The organism is Herminiimonas sp. NPDC097707 (genome assembly GCF_044761395.1).
Taxonomy (GTDB): Bacteria; Pseudomonadota; Gammaproteobacteria; order Burkholderiales; family Burkholderiaceae_D; genus Oxalicibacterium.
Genome location: NZ_JBIWCI010000001.1, coordinates 2071478 through 2090287, shown reverse-complemented (window position 1 = coordinate 2090287; position 18810 = coordinate 2071478). Strand labels below are relative to the sequence as shown.

Genomic DNA, 18810 nt, shown 5'->3' with positions numbered 1-18810 from the left:
AAAATGCCGAATCCGAATTGTATTCGGTCTTCTATTTTATAATGCGAACACTCTTTCAACTAATTGGATCACCGTGAAATTCATCATTGATAACATTTTCCTTATCGGCATCGTGCTGGTATCCGGCGGCGCACTGATCGCGCATACCTTGCAACGTACCGGTGCAAAAGTGACTGCCTTACAGGCAACACAGATCATCAATCAGGGAAAAGTTCTGATTCTCGACGTCCGAAACGCTGCCGATTTTGCGATCGGCCATATCCGCGATGCAAAAAACATTCCATTGAAGGAATTGAAAACCCGCGTCAGCGAGCTGGAAAAATTCAAGGAACGGCCGGTGATTGTGGTGTGCACCAAGGGCTTGCAATCGGCCAAAGCAACCGCACAACTGAAGAAGGCAGGCTACGCCAACGCCGCCAGTTTACTCGGTGGACTGGATGCCTGGCAATCGCAAGGTCTGCCTGTTGTCAAGTAAGGGGAAATAAATATGACTGCGCATGTAGTGATGTATAGCACTGCTGTCTGCCCGTATTGCACGATGGCGGAACGCTTGTTGACGGCCAAGGGCATAGCCAATATTGAAAAAATTCGCATCGATCTCGATCCTGTGCAACGCGCTGCAATGATGCAGAAAACCGGTCGTCGCACCGTGCCGCAGATTTATGTCGGCGATACGCATGTGGGCGGCTTCGACGATCTGAATGCGCTGGAGCGCCTTGGTAAACTGGATGCCTTGCTGCAAGGCGCCTGAAGTGGCGCGTATCTGCGGCATCGCAATGCTCATGTTGTAACCTGCCCGGAGGGCGCGCCCTCCATTTTTAATCTGACTGAAAGTGCTTCATGGCTGACGAAAATCTGCAACCCGTATTCCAGATCCAACGTGTATATCTGAAAGATATGTCGCTGGAACAACCTAATTCCCCGGCAATTTTCCTTGAGCAGGATGCTCCTGTGATTGAAGTGGCGGTGGATGTCGGCGCAGAGCAGCTGGCCGAGGGTTTGTTTGAGTCGACCGTGACGATTACGGTAACGGCAAAAATCAATGACAAGGTCGCTTTCCTGGTGGAAGCCAAGCAGGCAGGTATTTTTGAAGCGCGCAATATTCCGGACGAACAACTCGATCCCTTGATCGGCATCGGTTGCCCAAGCACGATTTATCCTTATCTGCGGGCCAATATCGCGGATGCCATTACGCGCGCCGGTTTCCCGCCTGTGCATCTGTCGGAAATCAACTTCGAAGTGTTTTATCAGCAACGTCTGGACGCGTTGGCGCAGCAACACGCTACCAACGGTTCCGGCCTCGTGATGCCTGACGGTTCGGCAGCAAAGCACTAAGTCCTACTTTGCAGATGCGTCGTTCGATGCATCTGCAACTTTCCCGATAATGTGTGAAGGTGATCGCATGAAATGGTCTTCTGCTGTTTTTGCAGCCTTGCTGGTTTCTACGCTGGCCATGAGCGCGGCGCACGCTGCCGAGTTCAAGTCGGTGGGTGCCAATCCGGCGGTGCTGTATAACGCACCGTCAGACCGGGGTCGTAAAATCTTTGTCGCACCGCGCGGCATGCCGGTGGAAATCGTGTTGACGCAGAATGGCTGGAGCAAGGTGCGTGATGCCGCCGGCGATTTGTCCTGGGTAGAAACCAGCGCATTGACGTCGAAACGCAACGTGATAGCGACGACCGCCAACCTGAAACTACATGCAGCGGCGGAAGATGCATCGGCAGTGGTGGCGACGGTCGACAAGGGTGTGCTGCTTGAATTGATGGCGCCGCCGGCATCGGGCTGGGTCAAACTGAAGCACAGGGATGGGCCGATCGGCTTTGCAAAAACCGCTGAAGTGTGGGGCGAGTAAAAAGCCACTGCAGAATCACTGCGGAACTATTGCAGAATAGATTACGTATAAGCGCAAACAGGGAGTGGCGGCACAGATTTTCATGAGTGTCGCTGCAGATTCTATTGTCCGTCATTGGGATGTGACATGCTGACGATGTGCGCCCCCTGTTAGTATTCTCACTCTTGTCTATCAAATCCAAAGCATGAATATCACAATACTTGGCGCAGGCGCATGGGGTACGGCCTTGGCAATGTCGCTGGCTGACCGGCATTCCGTGATGCTGTGGGGGCGCGATGCTGCTGCTATGCAGGATGCGGATCAGCGACGTGAAAACGCTGTCTATCTGCCTGGCTTCCGTTTGCCGGACAGCCTGTCCTTGAGCTCCGATTTCTCTGCTGCGATTGCGCATGTTGGAGCGGATGGCCTGTTGCTGGTGGCGACTTCATTGGCGGGATTACGTCCGCTGGCCATGCAATTGAAGCCGTATGCCATTCCAAACATTATCTGGTTGTGCAAGGGATTCGAGGCGGATACGCATTTGCTGCCGCATCAGGTCGTGCGCGAAGTGCTGGGGAATGACATTCCTGCCGGTGCCTTGTCGGGGCCGTCTTTTGCACAAGAGGTTGCGCAGGGACTGCCTTGCGCATTGGCAATCGCTTCCGATAACGCGGCATTGCGCGAACTGGTGGTCAGTGCCGTGCACGGGGCTAGCATGCGTATTTATTCGACCGACGATGTGATCGGCGTTGAAGTTGGCGGTGCGGTAAAAAACATACTGGCGATTGCCACCGGCATCATCGACGGTCTCAAACTCGGTATGAATGCACGCGCGGCGCTGATTACGCGCGGCCTGGTGGAAATCACGCGCTTCGGCGTCGCACTCGGCGGACGTACGGAAACCTTCATGGGCCTGGCCGGCATGGGCGATCTGATTCTGACCTGTACCGGCGATCTGTCACGCAACCGCAAGGTCGGGCTCGGTCTGGCGCAAGGGAAAAAACTGGAGCAGATCGTGACCGAGTTGGGCCACGTTGCAGAAGGTGTGCGTTGTGCGCAGGCAGTGCGCGCGCTGGCGACAGAGCGCGGTATAGATATGCCGATTACGCATGCCGTTGCGGCTGTCTTGTTCGATGGCGATTCGCCGCTGGAAACGGTCGGCCGCCTGCTCGCGCGCGATGCGCGCAATGAAACGGCCTGAGGTCTGCCCACGCCGAATCAGGCGGTGGGTGTTTTCAGTGCGGTAACAGCAGCAGCGTCAATAAAATCGACGAATCTTCCAGTGCGTGCAAGGCATGCGGTTCGCCGCCTGCCAGATACACCAGCTCTCCGGCGCGCAGGATTTGCGTGGATTGATGTGCGCGCAATTCAATCGCACCTTCCAGACACTGGATCGTTATTGGGCCGGGAACGGCATGTTCCGGCATGCCTTTGCCGCTCGGCAGCACCAGGCGCATCAATTCAAGTTGTGGTGTTTTGAAAAGCGCATTTGAAACGGAAGCGGTGATTCGTTCGCCTAGTGGCCGAATGTCGATCAACTGGCCGGATCGTGCGTGCGGTAGAGCCATCATCTTCTCCTCATCGTTATTCCAATGCCATCAAGCGCATGAAAATTCTCGCTATGCATTCCTTATAGCAAACAAATCGCGCCGGATCAATCGCCGGCCAAGGTCTGTCGGAACACGTTTTATGATTCGTCAGGTTCGGATAATTTGATTTTCAGCAAACGCTTTTGCACCTGGCGCTGGGCTGAAATCGATTTTTGATGTGGTCCGGCAACACGCTGTTTTGCCGCCAGCGCAAGATGATTGCGCGGCTTCAGTGCCTGTTGCGATGGTTCGATGCGGATGGTGAGTTTTTGCCGTTTGGCGAGTGCTTTGTTGGTCATGATGTTGACGGCGCGCATGCTGCCATGCGCGCCCCTGTCGATAATTGCTATCGATCTTACAGCAGGTAATTACAGCACGTAGCGCGACAAATCCTCATCCACCGACAAGGCACCCAGCCTTTCATTCACATAGGCGGCGTCGATCGGGAGCGTCTGGTCCGGGCTTTCGCTGGCAGAAAAGGAAATCTCTTCCAGCAGCTTTTCCATCACCGTATATAAACGGCGCGCGCCGATGTTTTCGGTTTTTTCATTGACCGAATACGCGATTTCCGCCATCCGCTTGATGCCATCCTGCGCAAATTCAATTTTGACGCCTTCGGTGGCCAGCAAGGCTTCGTACTGCTTGGTCAGGCAGGCGTCGGTGCCGGTCAGAATGCGTTCGAAATCGGCGATCGACAGCGATTCCAGTTCGACGCGGATCGGGAAGCGGCCCTGTAATTCCGGTATCAGATCCGAAGGCTTGGCGAGATGAAATGCGCCCGATGCGATGAACAGGATGTGATCGGTTTTGATCATGCCGTACTTGGTGTTGACGGTGGTGCCTTCCACCAGCGGCAGCAAATCACGCTGCACGCCGGCGCGCGAGACTTCGGCGCCGCCGTGTTCTGAACGGTTGGCGATCTTGTCGATTTCATCGAGAAAAACGATGCCGTTCTGTTCCACATTGGTGATGGCTTTTTGCTTGAGCTCGTCTTCGTTGACCAGCTTGCCGGCTTCTTCTTCGATCAGCAGCTTCATCGCTTCGCGGATCTTGATCTTGCGCGCTTTCTTGCGATTGCTGCCGACACCGGAAAACATGGATTTGATCTGTTCAGTCATTTCTTCCATGCCGGGCGGCGCCATGATTTCCATCGTCGGCCCGGCTTCGGCCAGTTCGATCTCGATCTCGGTATCGTCCAGCAAGCCTTCGCGCAGGCGCTTGCGGAAGGTCTGGCGCGTGGTGTTGTCGTTGCTGTGGTCAGGCGTGCTCGTGGCCGATGGATGAAAGCCGAAGTCGCGTGCCGGCGGCACCAGAATGTCGATCACGCGATCTTCCGCCGCATCTTCGGCACGTGCGCGCACCTTGCGCGTCTCGGCTTCGCGCGTCTGCTTGATGCCGATGTCGATCAGGTCGCGAATGATGGTATCGACGTCGCGGCCGACGTAACCGACTTCGGTGAACTTGGTCGCTTCGATCTTGATGAAAGGCGCATCGGCCAGCTTGGCCAGGCGGCGCGCGATTTCAGTTTTTCCGACGCCGGTGGGTCCTATCATCAGGATGTTTTTCGGCGTGATTTCATGGCGCAGCGGTTCTGCAACCTGCTGGCGGCGCCAGCGATTACGCAGGGCGATGGCGACCGCGCGCTTGGCATTGCCCTGGCCGACCACATGTTTGTCGAGTTCCGAAACGATTTCCTGAGGTGTCATATTCATGGTGTTCTTCGCAAAAGGGTGCGGGGGTGTTAATCCAGCGTTTCTATCGTGTGCGACAGATTGGTGTAGATGCAGAGTTCGCCTGCTATCGTCAGCGATTTCTTGACGATTTCCAGCGGCGACAGCTCGGTGTTTTCCTGCAAGGCTTTCGCGGCCGATTGCGCATAGGTGCCGCCGGAACCGATGGCGCCTATGCCGTCGTTCGGCTCCAGCACATCGCCGTTGCCGGTGATGACCAGTGTGGTTTCATGATCCGCCACCAGCAGCATGGCTTCCAGCCGTCGCAGCATGCGGTCGGTGCGCCAGTCTTTTGCCAGTTCGACCGAGGCGCGCATCAGATGGCCTTGATGCTTTTCCAGCTTGGACTCGAAACGCTCCAGCAAGGTAAATGCATCGGCGGTACCGCCGGCGAAACCGACCAGCACCTTGCCGTTATAGACCTTGCGTACCTTGCGCGCAGTGCCTTTCATGACGATATTGCCCAGAGTAACCTGACCGTCGCCGCCGAGCGCAACGACGTTGCCGCGTCGCACCGAGAGTATCGTGGTGCCGTGAAATTGTTCCATGCTTGCCTCTGAAATAGGAGTGGCTTAGGTGGTGAAAAACGGAATTAAAAATGAAATAACATCGTGCGAAAAGCGCGAGATTTCAAGAAAAATGGGGGCGGACGTTTCGATTGCAAGTCAAAATTACGTCTTGATTGCAGAAGCTCAGTTCTTGCGCGGCACGATACGTACGAGCTCGGCGACGCCCATCACATGACAGAGCGCGACGATGAAGTGATTGGCGTGGCGCAATTCGATGCTTTTGCCGCTGTTGATCAAAGGCGTCAGGCTGCCGAACAGGCGTCCGGCGGCATTGAAATCCATGCGCGTCAGACGGCTGCAATCGAGTATGACCGGATTATGCGTGTGTGCATGCACGGCGATGTTTTGCTCCAGTGTGTCGGTGCGGGCATCGATGACGACCGGCATCATGAAATGATCGCTGGGCGCGTCGTCCGGTTCGGCAGATTCTTCGGCGGCGGTGGCAACCTTGTTTTGTGGCGAGACGAAGGCCGGCGGCGATACTTCAAAGGTGACGCAGTAATCGATACTGGTTTCTTCAAAATCGGATTCGCGATTCAGCAAACGCAAAATTTCCAGCAGCAATAACCACGGCGCTTCGGTTTCATCGCGGCGGCCGACTTGCAGTATGGAACGGATTTTTTCTGCCAGTTCCGGTGCGCCGACCAGAATCAGGTTGTGGCCGGATTTTTGCAGCCTCTGCAATATGCTGAACAGCAGTCCGCAACCGACCGGATCGACTTCGCTGACACGGGCAAATTCGAGCTTGATGACATTGCTCATTTCGGCCATGTTCTTGATGCGCTCCAGTTGCTTGATGCTGCCTGCATCGAGCTTGCCGGAGAATGCCACGCTTGGCGTGGTGCTGGCGCGTGGCGCTGCGGGCTGCGCTTGGGTTTCGGCGCTGTTGCCGTCCACCCATGCGGGAGGCGACATTTCAAATTTGTTTGCGTACTCGATCGATAGATTCTCGAACAATGTGCGTTGCCCGGTGATCTGGTACAGATCGAACAGCATGCCCCAGACGGTCAGCGGTGTGCTGCCGAGCGCATCTTCTGCAATCGCGTTCAGCAGTATGGGCTCAACCAGATCGGTCTGGCCGTTGGCAAACAGGATGGCGGCCTCTTCAATGACAGGCGCTGCTTCGGAAGCCGAAATGGCAACCGGCCCGATTACTGTTTCTGCGCCCAGCAGGAAGGCGGTGCTGGCGCCCATGATGTCGGGCAGCATGGATGGCTGTTCAAGCGGCGGCGGGGTGGTGTCGCTGACGGGTTTGGTGTGGATGCGCGTATCTGGTCCGCGAACGTTGGTATTCATGAACTGGCTGGACGGGCCGGGCAGGGTATTGCCGCTGAATGGCAGCGGCTTGACGAATTCGGACGACATTTCGGACTCGATTGCATCGATCTTCATGGCCGTGGCGTGCGCCGCCTTGCGTTGCACTTGCTGCGTTTGTTCGTTTTCGTTCTTTGCATTGATGCGGGCCGCATTGTCGCTGCGTTTTTTTTGCGTAGACTCCTGCTCAGTCGACTTGCGCGCCGGCTGCTGGCTCTTCTTGCCAAATAGCGAAAAAATCCCCACGTCTATCCTGGTGAACAACGGCATGCACCGGTCAAATATTGACGGGTGCGCCAAGTTTATAAAATGCCGCGCTCGGGGTATTTGTCCGAGCGCGGCCGTGCCAAAATTTCCGCTTAAAGGTAACACATGCAGGCCGCACAAAGCGACTTGCAGGCTCCTAGTGTAGCCAAAAATCAGGCAAGCATCCTTAAAAACTTGTGCGAACGCCAACAATCAGGTTTCGACCCGGCAGTGGTGCGATTTCGCGCAACACTGAGGTGGACAAGCGGATATCTTCATTCAACAGGTTCTTGACGATGGCGAACCAGGTAATCTGGGTCGAACTGATGTTGTGCGTAAAGGACAAGTTCGCATCGACCTGGGTGTAGGAAGGCGTGACGAAGTTTTCAAAGCTGGCCAGCTTGTCTTGCTGTTGCGCGTGCAGGATTTTCACGCCCGAGCGCCAAGGGCCTTGACGATACCCGACTTCGCCACCGAAACGCGTGGCCGGTTGCAGCGGCAGATTGTCGAGGCCGGTCAGCTTGCCGCGCGAGGTATCGGCAAAACCGCGCAGCGACCAGCCTTCGCCGCGCAGGTTGTAGCTGATCTCGGCTTCTGCGCCGCGTATCGTGGCGCTGTTCTGCGACCAGAAGCGTTGGGTAAATTCACCGCCTGCAAGGCCATCTTCATCGACTTTGGTGCCGTCGGTACGGCCATAGATGAAGTTTTTCACGCGGTTCTGGAAGATGTTGGCTTTCCAGCGGACCAGCCCCTCGGTTTTCTGCAGGCTCAGTTCGAAGTTACGCGACGTTTCCTTTGTCAGATTGGCGTCGCCTATGTCGAAGGTGGCGGTCGATTCATGCGGGCCGTTGGAGTACAACTCCTCGATTGCCGGTGCGCGTTGCGCAACGGAGGCGGTAGCGCCAAGACCGTAGCCCGGGGTGAATGTCCACAGGCCGCCCAAGGAATACGAACCGAGGTTGAAGTCACGTTGCGTCAGGCCCGATACGGCATCGGGTGTGCGTTTGACTGATTCCATGCGTGCGCCGGCGCTGGCACGGAAAGGGCCGAAATCGCGCTCTTCCAGCAGAAAGCCGGCGATCGAATTGGTCTTGGTGAGTGGTACGGTTTCCGGCCCGCTGCCGTCGACGGCTAGCGCCGAGAATTCCGAATTCTCAGTTTGCAGGCCGAAGGTGCCGCGCCAGCCGGCAAGCGGCTTGTGCGTCAGTTCCAGTCGGCTTTCCAGTGCATTGTTCTTGAAATTGGTCGCTGGTGTGCCGTCTTGCAGATTTTCCGTATGTGCGTAATCGGTATGGCCCAGCTTAAAGCGTAACGACTCGATATTGTCGAACGGTTCCCTGATCAAACCCTCGAGATCGAAGCGCGTTTGTTTCAGGGTGATGAAGGATCGTTCTGCGGTTGGAATGCCGTAGCGATCGTCATTGACGCCGACCGAGGCGCCTATATGGCCCCAGTCCTGAATGTAGGATGCGCCGAATCCGATACTGTTGGCGCGCGCAAAGGAGTTGGGCAGGCGGCCGGAACCCAGAGCCGGATCGCTCAGGCTGACGTTGCCGGGGATCTTGTAATCGTCGGCATCGCGCAGATTGCCATCGATATGCAGGCCGATATCGCCGGCTGCACCGTCCACCGACAGCGACATGTTTTTCGTGCGATCAACCGTGCCGTAACGCAGTTCCGTTTCGCCGGTCGGCCTGGCATTGAGTACGGTGGGAATGCGATCGTTAATGATGTTGACCACGCCGCCGATGGCACCGGAACCGTACAACAGAGCTGCAGGGCCGCGCAGGATTTCGATCTGGCGTGCGGTCGATGCTTCGCCGCCGACGGCATGATCATTGGACAGGCTGGATGCATCCATGACCGACATGCCGTTTTGCAGAATCTTGACGCGCGGACCTTCGAGGCCGCGAATGATGGGGCGCGAGGCGCCGGCACCAAAGGCTGAAGCGGAGACGCCGAGTTCCTGCGAGAGCGTATCGCCCAGCGAATTGCCGAGTTTTTCGCGCAGCTCATCGCCGTATAGAACTTTGGCGGGGGCGAGAATTTGCGCGCCTTCGTCGTTATTGAATGGGGTGGAGGTGACGACGACGGCGGGCAGGGTTTGTTCCTGCGCTTGCGCAAAAACGGAATGAGACAAGGAGGCAAGCGTAGATAGAATGGCGCTTGCCAACAGGGTGCGTTGGGCGATCATGAGCTTCCTTGATAAAACGAATGAGAATGGCCATTGCCGGATCGCATGGCGATCGGACACGGCGGCACAAACAGGGGAAATCAGTTACGCAGCAGGTGGTGCGCGGGAAGAAAAGTGACAGAGGAAAGGCGCGTCCCATGAAGCATGGGCAGCCCACAGCGCCAGAACTTGCACGCTGGTTTGCAGAAGGGGAATAAACGGAAGTGCAGGCGCACTGTCCGCCAGTGCCATGCCATCGAACAAGGTGCAGGAGTGTAATTTTTCACCTGCATATTCGACAGCGGACTCCAGCGTCGAGCTGGAGCTTGATGCGGCAGATGCTGCGCCTATGGCTTGCATTGCATGCTGACGATCTGTTCTGTCGGCATGATCGATTCGATGCCGCAATCCCATCCATTGCGCAAACAATACGGCGACCACCAGCAATGCGGCGAAGCAAAGTCGGGTTGCGCTTGGTGTGCGTGATGAAAATGCAGGTTTCAAAATGACTCTTTGTTTATGCGGCGCGTGTGTCGTCAAATCAAATGCAGACAAAGACCAGGAGTATCGATCGACATGAACGACTATCACTCGACAAAATGCCGGCCAAAAATTGTTGTTGCCAGGGCGAGGTGCAAAATCTTGTATTGCAACAGAATTGCATTCTACGAAAAAACAAAGCGCGCGGATAGGGTGCCGCGCGCTTGTCTGTGAATTTCAGTGCAAATTAATTCCGAATGGAATCAATCGCCATACAGTTTCTGTTTCAATTCGCGACGTTGTTGCGCTTCCAGCGACAGCGTGGCGGTAGGGCGTGCCAGCAAACGCGGTATGCCGATCGGCTCGCCGGTTTCTTCGCACCAGCCGTAATCACCGGAGTCTATGCTGGCGATTGACTGCTGTACTTTTTTCAGCAGCTTGCGTTCACGATCGCGAGTCCGCAATTCCAGTGCGTGCTCTTCTTCAATCGTGGCGCGATCGGCAGGGTCGGGCACCAGCACGGTTTCGCGCAAATGCTCGGTAGTTTCATCTGCGTTCTTCAACAAGTCTTTTTCAAGCTGCTGCAAGCGGTCTTTGAAAAATGCGAGTTGCGCCGGATTCATGTAATCCTTTTCGCCCATCTTCAGGATTTGCGCTTCGGATAACAGGGTGCCGTCATTAGCGGCGTTCGGGGATGTTTTGCTTGATTTAGTTGCCACTTCGCGTACTTTCAAAACTACAGGTTGTTCAATTTTATCTGCTAATCGGGAGACGGTCTTTTTGCTGCTGCCTGCTCCTGATTGAGATGCGTCTTTATTCGGTGTTGCTGCCACTGCTGTTGTCTTGCGAGGACTTGCGGCAGTTTCCTTTTTAATTGGTTTTGCGACTGTCTTGCTAACCGGCTTTGCTTTGACTGCAGCTTTGGCCGCAGGTTTCGTCGCCGGCTTCACAATTTTCTTCGCGACGGATTTTGCCGCAACCGTTTTAGTTTTGGTAGCGACCTTGCCGGATTCTACCGCAGTCTTTGCCGGTGTTTTTTTCGCGACTTTGGATGCTGCTTTAAGCGCGGGCTTGATAGTCTTGGTTAATGCCTTGACGACTTTCCCTGCCAGGGTCTTCGTAGATGATTTCGCTACTGCTTTGCCGGCGGGTTTTGCACGCGCAGTCACAGTCGCCTTGGAGGCCGTTTTTTTTGTGCTTTTAGATTTTGTGGCAGTTGCGTTCATAGTCCCTTGTCCTCAATGAACCTTCACACCTCAGATCTTATCGTGCTCCGCGTGCGAATCGCATCTCTCGCATCATCCAGGCCGTTATACCCTGAGCTCAAAACCACGGTAGTTTATACTAAACATTGTTCCAATCCGAGAATAAAAGTTTCTTTTGGCAGATTCTGTCCGATAAACACCATTTTGCTCGAACGGCGCTCATTTTCACCCCATTTGCCGCCTATATCAGACCCCATGATCTGATGCACTCCCTGAAATACCACCTTGCGGTCGGCCCCATCCATCCACAGTACGCCTTTGTAACGCAGCATGCGCGGGCCGAATACCTGCACGATGCTACCGAGGAATTCATCCAGTTTTTCAGTATTGAACGGGCGCTCGCTCTTGAAGACGAAGGCGGCGATATTGTCACTGTGATGCGAATGATGATGATCGTGAGTGTGCTCATGATCCTGCGTGCAATGCGTCTCGCAAGCGTGATCGTGCGCATGTTCATGCTCTTGCGCAGCAATGAAGTCGGGATCAAGTTCCAGCTTGTCATTCAGGTTGAAGCCGCGCAGGTCCAGCACGTCGGCAATTGCCACACGGCCGAAATCTGCAGTGCTGACAGGCGCGCGCGGATTGATGCGCTTGATGCGTTCGGTCAGGATGGCTAATTCATCGGCGCTGACCAGATCGGTTTTGGACAACAGCAACTTGTCGGCAAAGCCGATCTGGCGTTGCGCTTCTTCATAGGTATCCAGCTGGTGCATCGCATGTTTGGCATCGACCACGGTAATGATGGCATCGACCAGATAATCGATGGCGACTTCTTCGTCTATGAAAAAGGTCTGCGCCACCGGGCCCGGATTGGCAAGGCCGGTGGTTTCGATCACGACATGGTCGAACTGAAGTTCGCCGTCGCGGCGGCGTTGCGCCAGTGCAGTCAGCGCCACGATCAGGTCGCCGCGCACGGTGCAGCAGATGCAGCCGTTGTTCATCTCGACGATCTGTTCGGTGCCATCCTGCACCAGGATTTCGTTATCGATATTTTCCTGGCCGAATTCGTTTTCAATCACCGCGATTTTGAAGCCGTGCGGCTCCTGCAGGATGCGATTGAGCAGTGTGGTTTTGCCGGCGCCCAAGAAGCCGGTCAGGATGGTAGTGGGGATGAGTGCCATGATGTTGGAATAATGCCTTGAATTTAATGTGCGCAATCGGCACACCATCCCTTGATGGTGAGTTCGATTTCGTGACTTTGAAAACCTTTGCCCAGTGTGGCTTGCAGCACCTTTTGCAATTGCTGGCGCAAGGTGGCGGCCGTTGGGTTGAGTTGCGTCTGGCTATCGGCGGCGAGCAATTTTTCATCGATGTTATCGATGCAGAAAACCTTGGCGCAACGCGTGCACTTGAAGTGGCCGTGTTGATGCTGCTGGTGCTGTATCTGGTTTTTACCGCCGGCTGCCAGATGTTCGGCGCCGGCGTTATAGCGGAATACGCGATCGTCGCCGGCGATCTTGTGCGCTAGTCCGGCATCAGTCAGCGCATCCAGCGCGCGGTAGAGCGTGACTCTGTCCATATCGACCAGCGTGTCCTGCACGTCCTGATGCGACAGGGCATACGGTGCGCCTAGCAGTGCGGCCAGCACCTTGATGCGGGCTGCGGTGGAGCGCAGCGAAGTGTCGCGCAACTGGCTTTCGGCCAGGGCTGGATAATCTGGGGCGGTGGATTTCTTCATGATGCTGCGGGTAATGAATAGTATGTTGATTATGCCGCAATTTGCAATTCAGTTGCAATCTATCCGTTTGTGCTCGCGCTTGCCCATAGTGCGTGCAGGAAATGCGACGGCGTTGCCGGATGCGATCAGGGTTTCTTTTTGGCGCGCGGATGGGCGGCGTCGTAGACCTGTGCCAGGCGCTGAAAATCCAGCGAAGTGTAGATCTGTGTGGCGGAGATGGATGCGTGTCCGAGCATTTCCTGTACCGCGCGCAGATCGCCGGACGATTGCAATACATGTGAAGCGAAGGAGTGGCGCAATACATGCGGATGTACATCCATCGGCAGGCCGACGGCTTGCCCATGCGCTTTCAGGCGCAACTGCAGCACGCGTGCCGAAATGCGTGTGCCACGTTCACTTAAAAACAGCGGGTGCGGATCGAGCTTGAGCAAAGTGTCGCGCACCGCCAGCCAGGCTTTGAGTGCATCGATTGCCGGCTGGCCGATGGGCACGCTGCGCATCTTGCTGCCTTTGCCGGTGACCATCGCTTCATGCGCATCGAAATCTATCCAGCCTGCCGATGTGTAGCGATTTTCCTGTGCATATTTAATATCCAGCCCCACCAGTTCGGAGACGCGCAAACCGCTGGAATACAGCAGCTCAAACATTGCGTGATTGCATAACTGCATGGTCGCGTCGGCGTTTTTGCCTGGGCTGTTTGAAGATACCAGACGCACTGCATCATCGGCCGCCAGTGCTTTTGGCAAGGGTTTGTTGCGTTTGGGCGCCTTGATGCCATCCACCGGATTGGAAGCGAGGGCATTTTGTTCGGACAGCCAGGTGAAAAAGCCGCGCCAGGCGGAAAGCTTGCGTGCGATCGAACGCGCGTTCAAGCCTTTGGCGTGCAGTTGCGCCGCAAATTTGCGGATCTGGAAGTGGCTGATGGCGGTGAGCGCTGCATTGCTGTCACTTGCCGTTGCCAGTGCAAGCAACTCCAGCAGATCGCGCCGATAGCTGGTGATCGTGAGGGGCGACAATTGCCGCTGACTGATCAGGTTATCGAGATAACCATCCAGATAAGCGTGATTGCCGGCCGCACTCACGATGACAATTTAGTCGAGCAGGCTCGACAGCGCAGCGCTGGCGGTTTGGCCGATATTGGTCAGGAAATCGGTGGCCATATCGGAGGTGAAGCGATGCGGATCGGATGAGCCGAGCACCAGCAAGCCAAAAGCTTCTGGAGCATCATCCAGTCGCAAGGGGAGCAAGGCCAGCGATTGTATCGAAGGCGCATCTTCCAGCCACGATGCGGCTTCAAAATCATTGTTGCCGCCGCAAAAAGGCGTCGTCAAACCATTTGAAAAAATACGTGAATCGGCGGAAACCGGCGCCGCAAACCACGTATGCGCAAATTCTTCCGCCACACCCCACAGGCGCAGCGTGACGTGCGGCACGGCGAAGGTGGTTTGCAGTCCGGTCGTCAGCGTATGCGGCAAATCCACATCGTTGCGTGCCAGCAGCAGCGAGCGCGTCCAGGTATGAAACTTGTGCGTGATCTGGTCATTTTCCTGGCCGATGCGGATTAGTTCCGCCAGGCGCAGTTCCATGATCTTGAACTTCTCGCGCATCACATCCATTTGCCGCTCCTGCAAGGATAAAGTGCGGCCGCCGAGCGGGCTCGACAGTTTTACCTGTGCCAACACTTCCGCATGCTCTTCAAAGAAATGCGGGTTGTTCAGTAAATAGTCGGCGACGGCGTTGGAGTCCAGTGGAGAAGTCATGTGGCTAGATAGGATAGAAAAATCGGTGTAGATGAAAGTGAGGCTGCATGCTTGCGCCATTTGCTCATGATTCTAACCGACATCCGTGGGCAGCAAGCAATTCTGCAGTAGCTGGTCAAAGTTCGATTTCGCCTTCGAACACCGTAACAGCCGGGCCGGTCAGCAAGACGGACGAGTGATCGCCTGCCCATGCAATCGATAATTCGCCGCCACGCGTTTGCACCTTGACCGGCGATGCCAGCAAGCCGCGTCGTATGCCGGTGACGACCGCCGCGCAGGCACCGGTGCCGCAGGCCAATGTTTCGCCGGCACCGCGCTCGAATACGCGTAACTTGATCTGGTGCGTGTCGATGATTTGCATGAAGCCGGCGTTGACGCGTTTGGGAAAGCGCGGATGATGTTCGATCAACACACCATCTTCGCGCACTGGTGCATGATCCACATCGGCAACCGCTTGTACTGCATGCGGATTGCCCATCGACAAGACTGAAATCCAGTGGGTTTCACCCTTGATATCCAGTGGCCACAAGGTGTCTGCGCCTTCCGCCTTGCACAACAGGTCGCTGGCGTCGAACGGAACCTCTTCCGGCGTCAGGATGGGCGCGCCCATATCGACGGTAATCTGACCATTGGCTTCGAGTCGCGGCTCGATCACGCCAGACATGGTTTCCACCTTGATGGCCTGCTTGTCCGTGAGTTTTTTATCGGTCACGAATTTGACGAAGGCGCGTGCGCCATTGCCGCACTGCTCGACTTCGCCGCCATCGGCGTTATAAATGCGATAGCGAAAATCGACGCCTGCGGCTTGCGGCTTTTCCACCACCAGCATTTGATCGGCACCCACGCCAAAGCGCCGGTCTGCCAAATGCTGCCATTGTGCCGGTGTGAAATGAATGGATTGATTGATCGCATCGATGACGACGAAATCGTTACCGGCGCCGTGCATTTTTGTGAATTTGATTTTCATGTGGCGATTATATAGCTGCGGTAGTCAGATATGGCAGCGCATGATTGGCTGTATCTGGCTTGCATCAGTAAGCTGGCGGCGCTTCATCCGGAGTATTTACGGCATAGAAGCTGGCTTCGCCGGCTGGGCGCGTCTTGAAGCGCTTGTGCGTCCAGAAATATTCGGCTGGCGCTTCGCGTGCGCGATCTTCGATGAAGGCATTCATCGCACGCGTGGCGGCGAGCATATCGTCACCCGGAAAATTTTCCCAGGCCGGATAAAATTTGACGGTCCAGCCGCGATAGTCGGGCAGGTAAGTGGCGACGACCGGAATCACCTTGGCTTTGGTGGCGGCAGCGATGCGCGCCGGTGCAGTCAAGGTCGCGGCTGATACACCGAAAAACGGGACGAACTCGGCATCCTTGGCGCCGAAATCCATATCCGGCAGCATGAAGAAGGGCAAGCCGTCGCGCATGGCGCGAATGATGGGTTTGACGCCTTCTTCGCGTGCAAACAGTTTGACCGGGCGAAAACGCGAACGCCCCTTGCGCAATACTTGATCGAAGACCGGATTGAGTTGCTGCGTGTAGATGGAACACAGCGAAGATTCCAGCATTACGGCAACGCCGGCCACATCCAGGCTGACGAAATGCGGGCACAGCAGTATCGTCGGACTGGCCTTGATGGCAGCCACCGGTACGCCCGGTTCGATCACGATCAGGCGGCGCAGGCGCGCTTCGGAAGCCCACCACAGGATGCCGCGCTCCAGCACGCTGCGGGCGTAGTTCTGAAAATGTTTTTTCGCGACGGCGTGGCGCTGTTCTTCACTCCATTCGGGGAAGCACAGACGCAGATTGATCAGCGTGATGCGACGGCGCGATTTTTTGTAAATAAACAGCAGACTGCCGATGGCCTCGCCCAGACGCGCGAGCAGCGGCAGCGGCAGCCAGTGCAACAGCCACATCAATATGACCAGCATTCTCATTGCGCAACCTTGCCGGCGTCGGTGGAAACCACTTCGCCCGGAGCAGCCACGCCGGCCGGTATCTTGTAGTGGTTATAACTCCAGAAATATTGCGCAGGACACATGCTGATCAATTGTTCCATGGCGGCATTGATTGCGCGTACCTGTTGTTCCGGTGTCAAGCCATCTGCCATATTGAAAGGCTGGAAGTGCAATATGTATCCCTTGCCGCGCGGCAGCCGTTCGGCGAACGCGAGTATCATCGTCGCGCCGCTCATTTCCCGCAGCTTGGCCGGCAAGGTCATCGTATAGGCAGGCTTGCCGAAAAAATCGGCCCACACGCCTTCGCCGTTTTGCGGCACCTGATCGGGCAGCAATCCAATCGCGCCGCTTCTTTTCAATACCTTGAACAGCGTGCGTACGCCGCTCAGATTGGCCGGCGCCAATGCCAGGTTATGCCGCGCACGGGCATCTTCGATCAAGGGTTTCAATGCAGCTTGCCGTGGCGGGCGGTACAACACCGTCAGTGGTATCTGTGCGGCGGCAGCCTGCGCGGAAATTTCAAAACAGCCCAGATGCGGTGTCAGGAAGATAATGCCGCGTTTGTCTGTGTGCGCCTGTTGCACTATTTCCCAGTTTTTGATCTGGACGGTTTTTAATACGCGTTCGGGTGCCGCGCACCAGACGAAGGGCAGTTCCAGTACATTCTTGCCGGATTCTGCAATGGCGGCCGATAAATGATCGCCAAAGCCGGCCTGGCGGATATTTTCCTGCAGGCGACGGCGGTAGGTGGGAGAAGCAAGGTAAACGGCCCAGCCGAAGGCGCTGCCAATTGCATGCAATATTGGCAAGGGCAGGTAAGACAGCAGGCGGAAAAGAAGAACAAGCATTGCGTCGAGCGTCCTCTTTTGCAAGAGACTTTGCCGAATTTTTTCAAGAGGCGTAAAATAGCACAAAGAAGCAACCGCCGAGTTAATGACAACTTGCGAGGCGGTATATAAATTTCGCTAAAGCGTCGCAGGTTCACTGAGTTGACCGCGACATTGCCAACTTTATGAAAGAACCTGCGATGGCTAATGATTTTCTGTTTACCTCCGAATCCGTCTCTGAAGGCCACCCAGACAAGGTCGCCGATCAAATTTCCGACGCGATCCTTGATGCAATTTTCCAGCAAGATCCAAAGGCACGTGTTGCAGCAGAAACACTGTGCAACACCGGTCTGGTTGTGCTGGCTGGTGAAATCACCACGTTTGCCAACGTCGATTACATCGAAGTCGCGCGCGACACCCTCAAGCGCATCGGTTACGACAATGCCGACTTCGGTATCGATTACAAGAGCTGCTCAGTGCTGGTCGCCTATGACAAGCAATCGCCGGATATCGCACAAGGTGTGGATGAAGGCGCCGGTATCGACCTGGATCAGGGTGCTGGCGATCAAGGCTTGATGTTCGGTTACGCTTGCGATGAAACACCGGAGCTGATGCCGGCTGCGATTCACTATGCACACCGCATCGTCGAGCGCCAATCGGAATTGCGCAAAGACGGTCGTCTGCCATGGTTGCGTCCGGACGCAAAATCGCAAGTCACCTTGCGCTACGTCGATGGCCGCCCGGTTTCCATCGATACCATCGTGCTGTCGACGCAACACGCGCCGGAAATGCAGCACAAGGACATCGAAGAAGCCGTCATCGAAAGCATTATCAAACCAGTCGTACCGGCTGAATGGCTGAAAGACACGCGCTTCCTGGTTAATCCGACAGGTCGTTTCGTCATCGGCGGTCCGCAAGGCGATTGCGGCTTGACCGGTCGCAAGATCATCGTTGATACCTACGGCGGCGCAGCTCCGCACGGTGGCGGCGCATTCTCCGGCAAGGATCCGTCGAAGGTCGATCGTTCGGCTGCTTACGCTGGTCGCTATGTCGCGAAAAACATCGTGGCAGCTGGTCTGGCTGAACGCGCACAGATCCAGATTTCGTACGCGATTGGCGTGGCTAAACCGACTTCGGTCATGGTCACGACCTTCGGCACTGGCAAAATCAGCGATGAAAAAATTGCACAATTGGTGCTTGAACACTTCGACCTGCGTCCAAAAGGCATTGTGCAAATGCTCGATCTGCTGCGTCCGATTTATCAAAAAACCGCAGCCTACGGTCACTTCGGTCGCGAAGAGCCAGAGTTCACATGGGAACGTACCGATAAAGCCGCAGCATTGCGCGCAGCCGCCGGTCTGTAATTGGCAGTTTGTAACTAAGTCGTAGTTGTACT

At 55.7% G+C, this 18810-nt stretch carries 22 protein-coding genes; 7 read left to right on the top strand and 15 right to left on the bottom strand.

Features of this window, described 5'->3' with window-relative positions; all coding sequences use genetic code 11:
- The first annotated feature begins 73 nt into the window (after positions 1-73).
- The 5 genes from ACIQW9_RS10125 to ACIQW9_RS10105 all read left to right on the top strand — a co-directional run bounded on the left by ACIQW9_RS10125 (position 74) and on the right by ACIQW9_RS10105 (position 3032).
- Positions 74-475 (top strand): rhodanese-like domain-containing protein, encoded by a 402-nt coding sequence (locus ACIQW9_RS10125; protein ID WP_402336187.1) that lies wholly within the window; start codon positions 74-76, stop codon positions 473-475.
- A 12-nt stretch (positions 476-487) separates the two neighbouring features.
- Positions 488-751, top strand: coding sequence for a glutaredoxin 3 (gene grxC / locus ACIQW9_RS10120; protein ID WP_402336184.1), 264 nt, complete (start codon positions 488-490; stop codon positions 749-751).
- A gap of 89 nt (positions 752-840) precedes the next feature.
- A complete protein-coding gene (gene secB / locus ACIQW9_RS10115) occupies positions 841-1335 on the top strand; it encodes a protein-export chaperone SecB (RefSeq protein ID WP_402336182.1) in 495 nt (164 codons plus the stop codon).
- Between the two features lie 67 nt (positions 1336-1402).
- Complete coding sequence (locus ACIQW9_RS10110; RefSeq protein WP_402336179.1) at positions 1403-1852, top strand: SH3 domain-containing protein; 450 nt, start codon at positions 1403-1405, stop codon at positions 1850-1852.
- A gap of 184 nt (positions 1853-2036) precedes the next feature.
- The gene (locus tag ACIQW9_RS10105) at positions 2037-3032 is read left to right on the top strand and encodes an NAD(P)H-dependent glycerol-3-phosphate dehydrogenase (RefSeq protein WP_402336176.1); all 996 of its coding nucleotides are present in this window, start codon (positions 2037-2039) and stop codon (positions 3030-3032) included.
- 34 nt (positions 3033-3066) lie between these two features.
- Here ACIQW9_RS10105 and ACIQW9_RS10100 read toward each other — a convergent pair whose 3' ends face one another.
- The 8 genes from ACIQW9_RS10100 to dksA form a co-directional block, all read right to left on the bottom strand.
- Complete coding sequence (locus tag ACIQW9_RS10100) at positions 3067-3399, bottom strand: cupin domain-containing protein (protein ID WP_402336173.1); 333 nt, start codon at positions 3397-3399, stop codon at positions 3067-3069.
- A 119-nt stretch (positions 3400-3518) separates the two neighbouring features.
- Entirely contained in the window at positions 3519-3719 is a 201-nt protein-coding gene (locus ACIQW9_RS10095; RefSeq protein WP_402336171.1) for a hypothetical protein, read from the bottom strand.
- A 69-nt stretch (positions 3720-3788) separates the two neighbouring features.
- Positions 3789-5132: an ATP-dependent protease ATPase subunit HslU gene (gene hslU / locus ACIQW9_RS10090; protein ID WP_402336168.1), complete on the bottom strand. Its 1344-nt coding sequence runs from the start codon at positions 5130-5132 to the stop codon at positions 3789-3791.
- A gap of 29 nt (positions 5133-5161) precedes the next feature.
- Positions 5162-5698 carry an ATP-dependent protease subunit HslV gene (hslV, locus tag ACIQW9_RS10085; protein WP_353152356.1) on the bottom strand — a complete coding sequence of 179 codons (537 nt, stop codon included), beginning with the start codon at positions 5696-5698 and terminating at the stop codon, positions 5162-5164.
- 144 nt (positions 5699-5842) lie between these two features.
- Positions 5843-7303, bottom strand: coding sequence for an STAS domain-containing protein (locus ACIQW9_RS10080; protein WP_402336165.1), 1461 nt, complete (start codon positions 7301-7303; stop codon positions 5843-5845).
- 163 nt (positions 7304-7466) lie between these two features.
- A complete protein-coding gene (locus ACIQW9_RS10075) occupies positions 7467-9473 on the bottom strand; it encodes a TonB-dependent receptor (protein ID WP_402336163.1) in 2007 nt (668 codons plus the stop codon).
- 84 nt (positions 9474-9557) lie between these two features.
- Entirely contained in the window at positions 9558-9956 is a 399-nt protein-coding gene (locus ACIQW9_RS10070) for a hypothetical protein (RefSeq protein ID WP_402336159.1), read from the bottom strand.
- 239 nt (positions 9957-10195) lie between these two features.
- Entirely contained in the window at positions 10196-10651 is a 456-nt protein-coding gene (gene dksA, locus ACIQW9_RS10065) for an RNA polymerase-binding protein DksA (RefSeq protein ID WP_402336157.1), read from the bottom strand.
- A gap of 124 nt (positions 10652-10775) precedes the next feature.
- On the opposite strand from dksA, the gene ACIQW9_RS10060 reads away from it, so the two are divergent.
- Positions 10776-11177: a hypothetical protein gene (locus ACIQW9_RS10060; protein WP_402336154.1), complete on the top strand. Its 402-nt coding sequence runs from the start codon at positions 10776-10778 to the stop codon at positions 11175-11177.
- A gap of 94 nt (positions 11178-11271) precedes the next feature.
- Here ACIQW9_RS10060 and ACIQW9_RS10055 read toward each other — a convergent pair whose 3' ends face one another.
- The 7 genes from ACIQW9_RS10055 to ACIQW9_RS10025 all read right to left on the bottom strand — a co-directional run bounded on the left by ACIQW9_RS10055 (position 11272) and on the right by ACIQW9_RS10025 (position 17459).
- Positions 11272-12318, bottom strand: coding sequence for a CobW family GTP-binding protein (locus ACIQW9_RS10055; RefSeq protein ID WP_402336152.1), 1047 nt, complete (start codon positions 12316-12318; stop codon positions 11272-11274).
- Between the two features lie 23 nt (positions 12319-12341).
- A complete protein-coding gene (locus ACIQW9_RS10050) occupies positions 12342-12875 on the bottom strand; it encodes a Fur family transcriptional regulator (RefSeq protein ID WP_402336150.1) in 534 nt (177 codons plus the stop codon).
- 125 nt (positions 12876-13000) lie between these two features.
- Complete coding sequence (gene xerC, locus ACIQW9_RS10045) at positions 13001-13957, bottom strand: tyrosine recombinase XerC (RefSeq protein WP_402336147.1); 957 nt, start codon at positions 13955-13957, stop codon at positions 13001-13003.
- Between the two features lie 9 nt (positions 13958-13966).
- Positions 13967-14635 carry a DUF484 family protein gene (locus ACIQW9_RS10040; protein ID WP_402336144.1) on the bottom strand — a complete coding sequence of 223 codons (669 nt, stop codon included), beginning with the start codon at positions 14633-14635 and terminating at the stop codon, positions 13967-13969.
- Positions 14636-14750: 115 nt separating this feature from the next.
- A complete protein-coding gene (gene dapF, locus ACIQW9_RS10035) occupies positions 14751-15602 on the bottom strand; it encodes a diaminopimelate epimerase (RefSeq protein WP_402336141.1) in 852 nt (283 codons plus the stop codon).
- A 64-nt stretch (positions 15603-15666) separates the two neighbouring features.
- Entirely contained in the window at positions 15667-16566 is a 900-nt protein-coding gene (locus tag ACIQW9_RS10030; RefSeq protein ID WP_402336138.1) for a lipid A biosynthesis acyltransferase, read from the bottom strand.
- Positions 16563-17459: a lysophospholipid acyltransferase family protein gene (locus ACIQW9_RS10025; RefSeq protein WP_402336136.1), complete on the bottom strand. Its 897-nt coding sequence runs from the start codon at positions 17457-17459 to the stop codon at positions 16563-16565. The genes ACIQW9_RS10030 and ACIQW9_RS10025 overlap by 4 nt, the downstream gene beginning before the upstream one ends.
- Positions 17460-17614: 155 nt before the next feature.
- Between ACIQW9_RS10025 and metK the strand changes: the two genes are divergently transcribed.
- Entirely contained in the window at positions 17615-18778 is a 1164-nt protein-coding gene (gene metK / locus ACIQW9_RS10020) for a methionine adenosyltransferase (RefSeq protein ID WP_402336133.1), read from the top strand.
- Positions 18779-18810: the final 32 nt, after the last annotated feature.

Bases quoted from the DNA above. Each gene is read 5' to 3' on its own strand.
- hslV (WP_353152356.1), bottom strand. From the start codon at position 5,698: ATGGAACAATTTCACGGCACCACGATACTCTCGGTGCGACGCGGCAAC.
- ACIQW9_RS10075 (WP_402336163.1), bottom strand. From the start codon at position 9,473: ATGATCGCCCAACGCACCCTGTTGGCAAGCGCCATTCTATCTACGCTT.
- ACIQW9_RS10100 (WP_402336173.1), bottom strand. From the start codon at position 3,399: ATGGCTCTACCGCACGCACGATCCGGCCAGTTGATCGACATTCGGCCA.
- grxC (WP_402336184.1), top strand. From the start codon at position 488: ATGACTGCGCATGTAGTGATGTATAGCACTGCTGTCTGCCCGTATTGC.
- ACIQW9_RS10080 (WP_402336165.1), bottom strand. From the start codon at position 7,303: ATGCCGTTGTTCACCAGGATAGACGTGGGGATTTTTTCGCTATTTGGC.
- ACIQW9_RS10050 (WP_402336150.1), bottom strand. From the start codon at position 12,875: ATGAAGAAATCCACCGCCCCAGATTATCCAGCCCTGGCCGAAAGCCAG.
- ACIQW9_RS10095 (WP_402336171.1), bottom strand. From the start codon at position 3,719: ATGACCAACAAAGCACTCGCCAAACGGCAAAAACTCACCATCCGCATC.
- ACIQW9_RS10040 (WP_402336144.1), bottom strand. From the start codon at position 14,635: ATGACTTCTCCACTGGACTCCAACGCCGTCGCCGACTATTTACTGAAC.
- secB (WP_402336182.1), top strand. From the start codon at position 841: ATGGCTGACGAAAATCTGCAACCCGTATTCCAGATCCAACGTGTATAT.
- ACIQW9_RS10055 (WP_402336152.1), bottom strand. From the start codon at position 12,318: ATGGCACTCATCCCCACTACCATCCTGACCGGCTTCTTGGGCGCCGGC.
- ACIQW9_RS10110 (WP_402336179.1), top strand. From the start codon at position 1,403: ATGAAATGGTCTTCTGCTGTTTTTGCAGCCTTGCTGGTTTCTACGCTG.
- metK (WP_402336133.1), top strand. From the start codon at position 17,615: ATGGCTAATGATTTTCTGTTTACCTCCGAATCCGTCTCTGAAGGCCAC.
- hslU (WP_402336168.1), bottom strand. From the start codon at position 5,132: ATGAATATGACACCTCAGGAAATCGTTTCGGAACTCGACAAACATGTG.
- ACIQW9_RS10105 (WP_402336176.1), top strand. From the start codon at position 2,037: ATGAATATCACAATACTTGGCGCAGGCGCATGGGGTACGGCCTTGGCA.
- ACIQW9_RS10030 (WP_402336138.1), bottom strand. From the start codon at position 16,566: ATGAGAATGCTGGTCATATTGATGTGGCTGTTGCACTGGCTGCCGCTG.
- dapF (WP_402336141.1), bottom strand. From the start codon at position 15,602: ATGAAAATCAAATTCACAAAAATGCACGGCGCCGGTAACGATTTCGTC.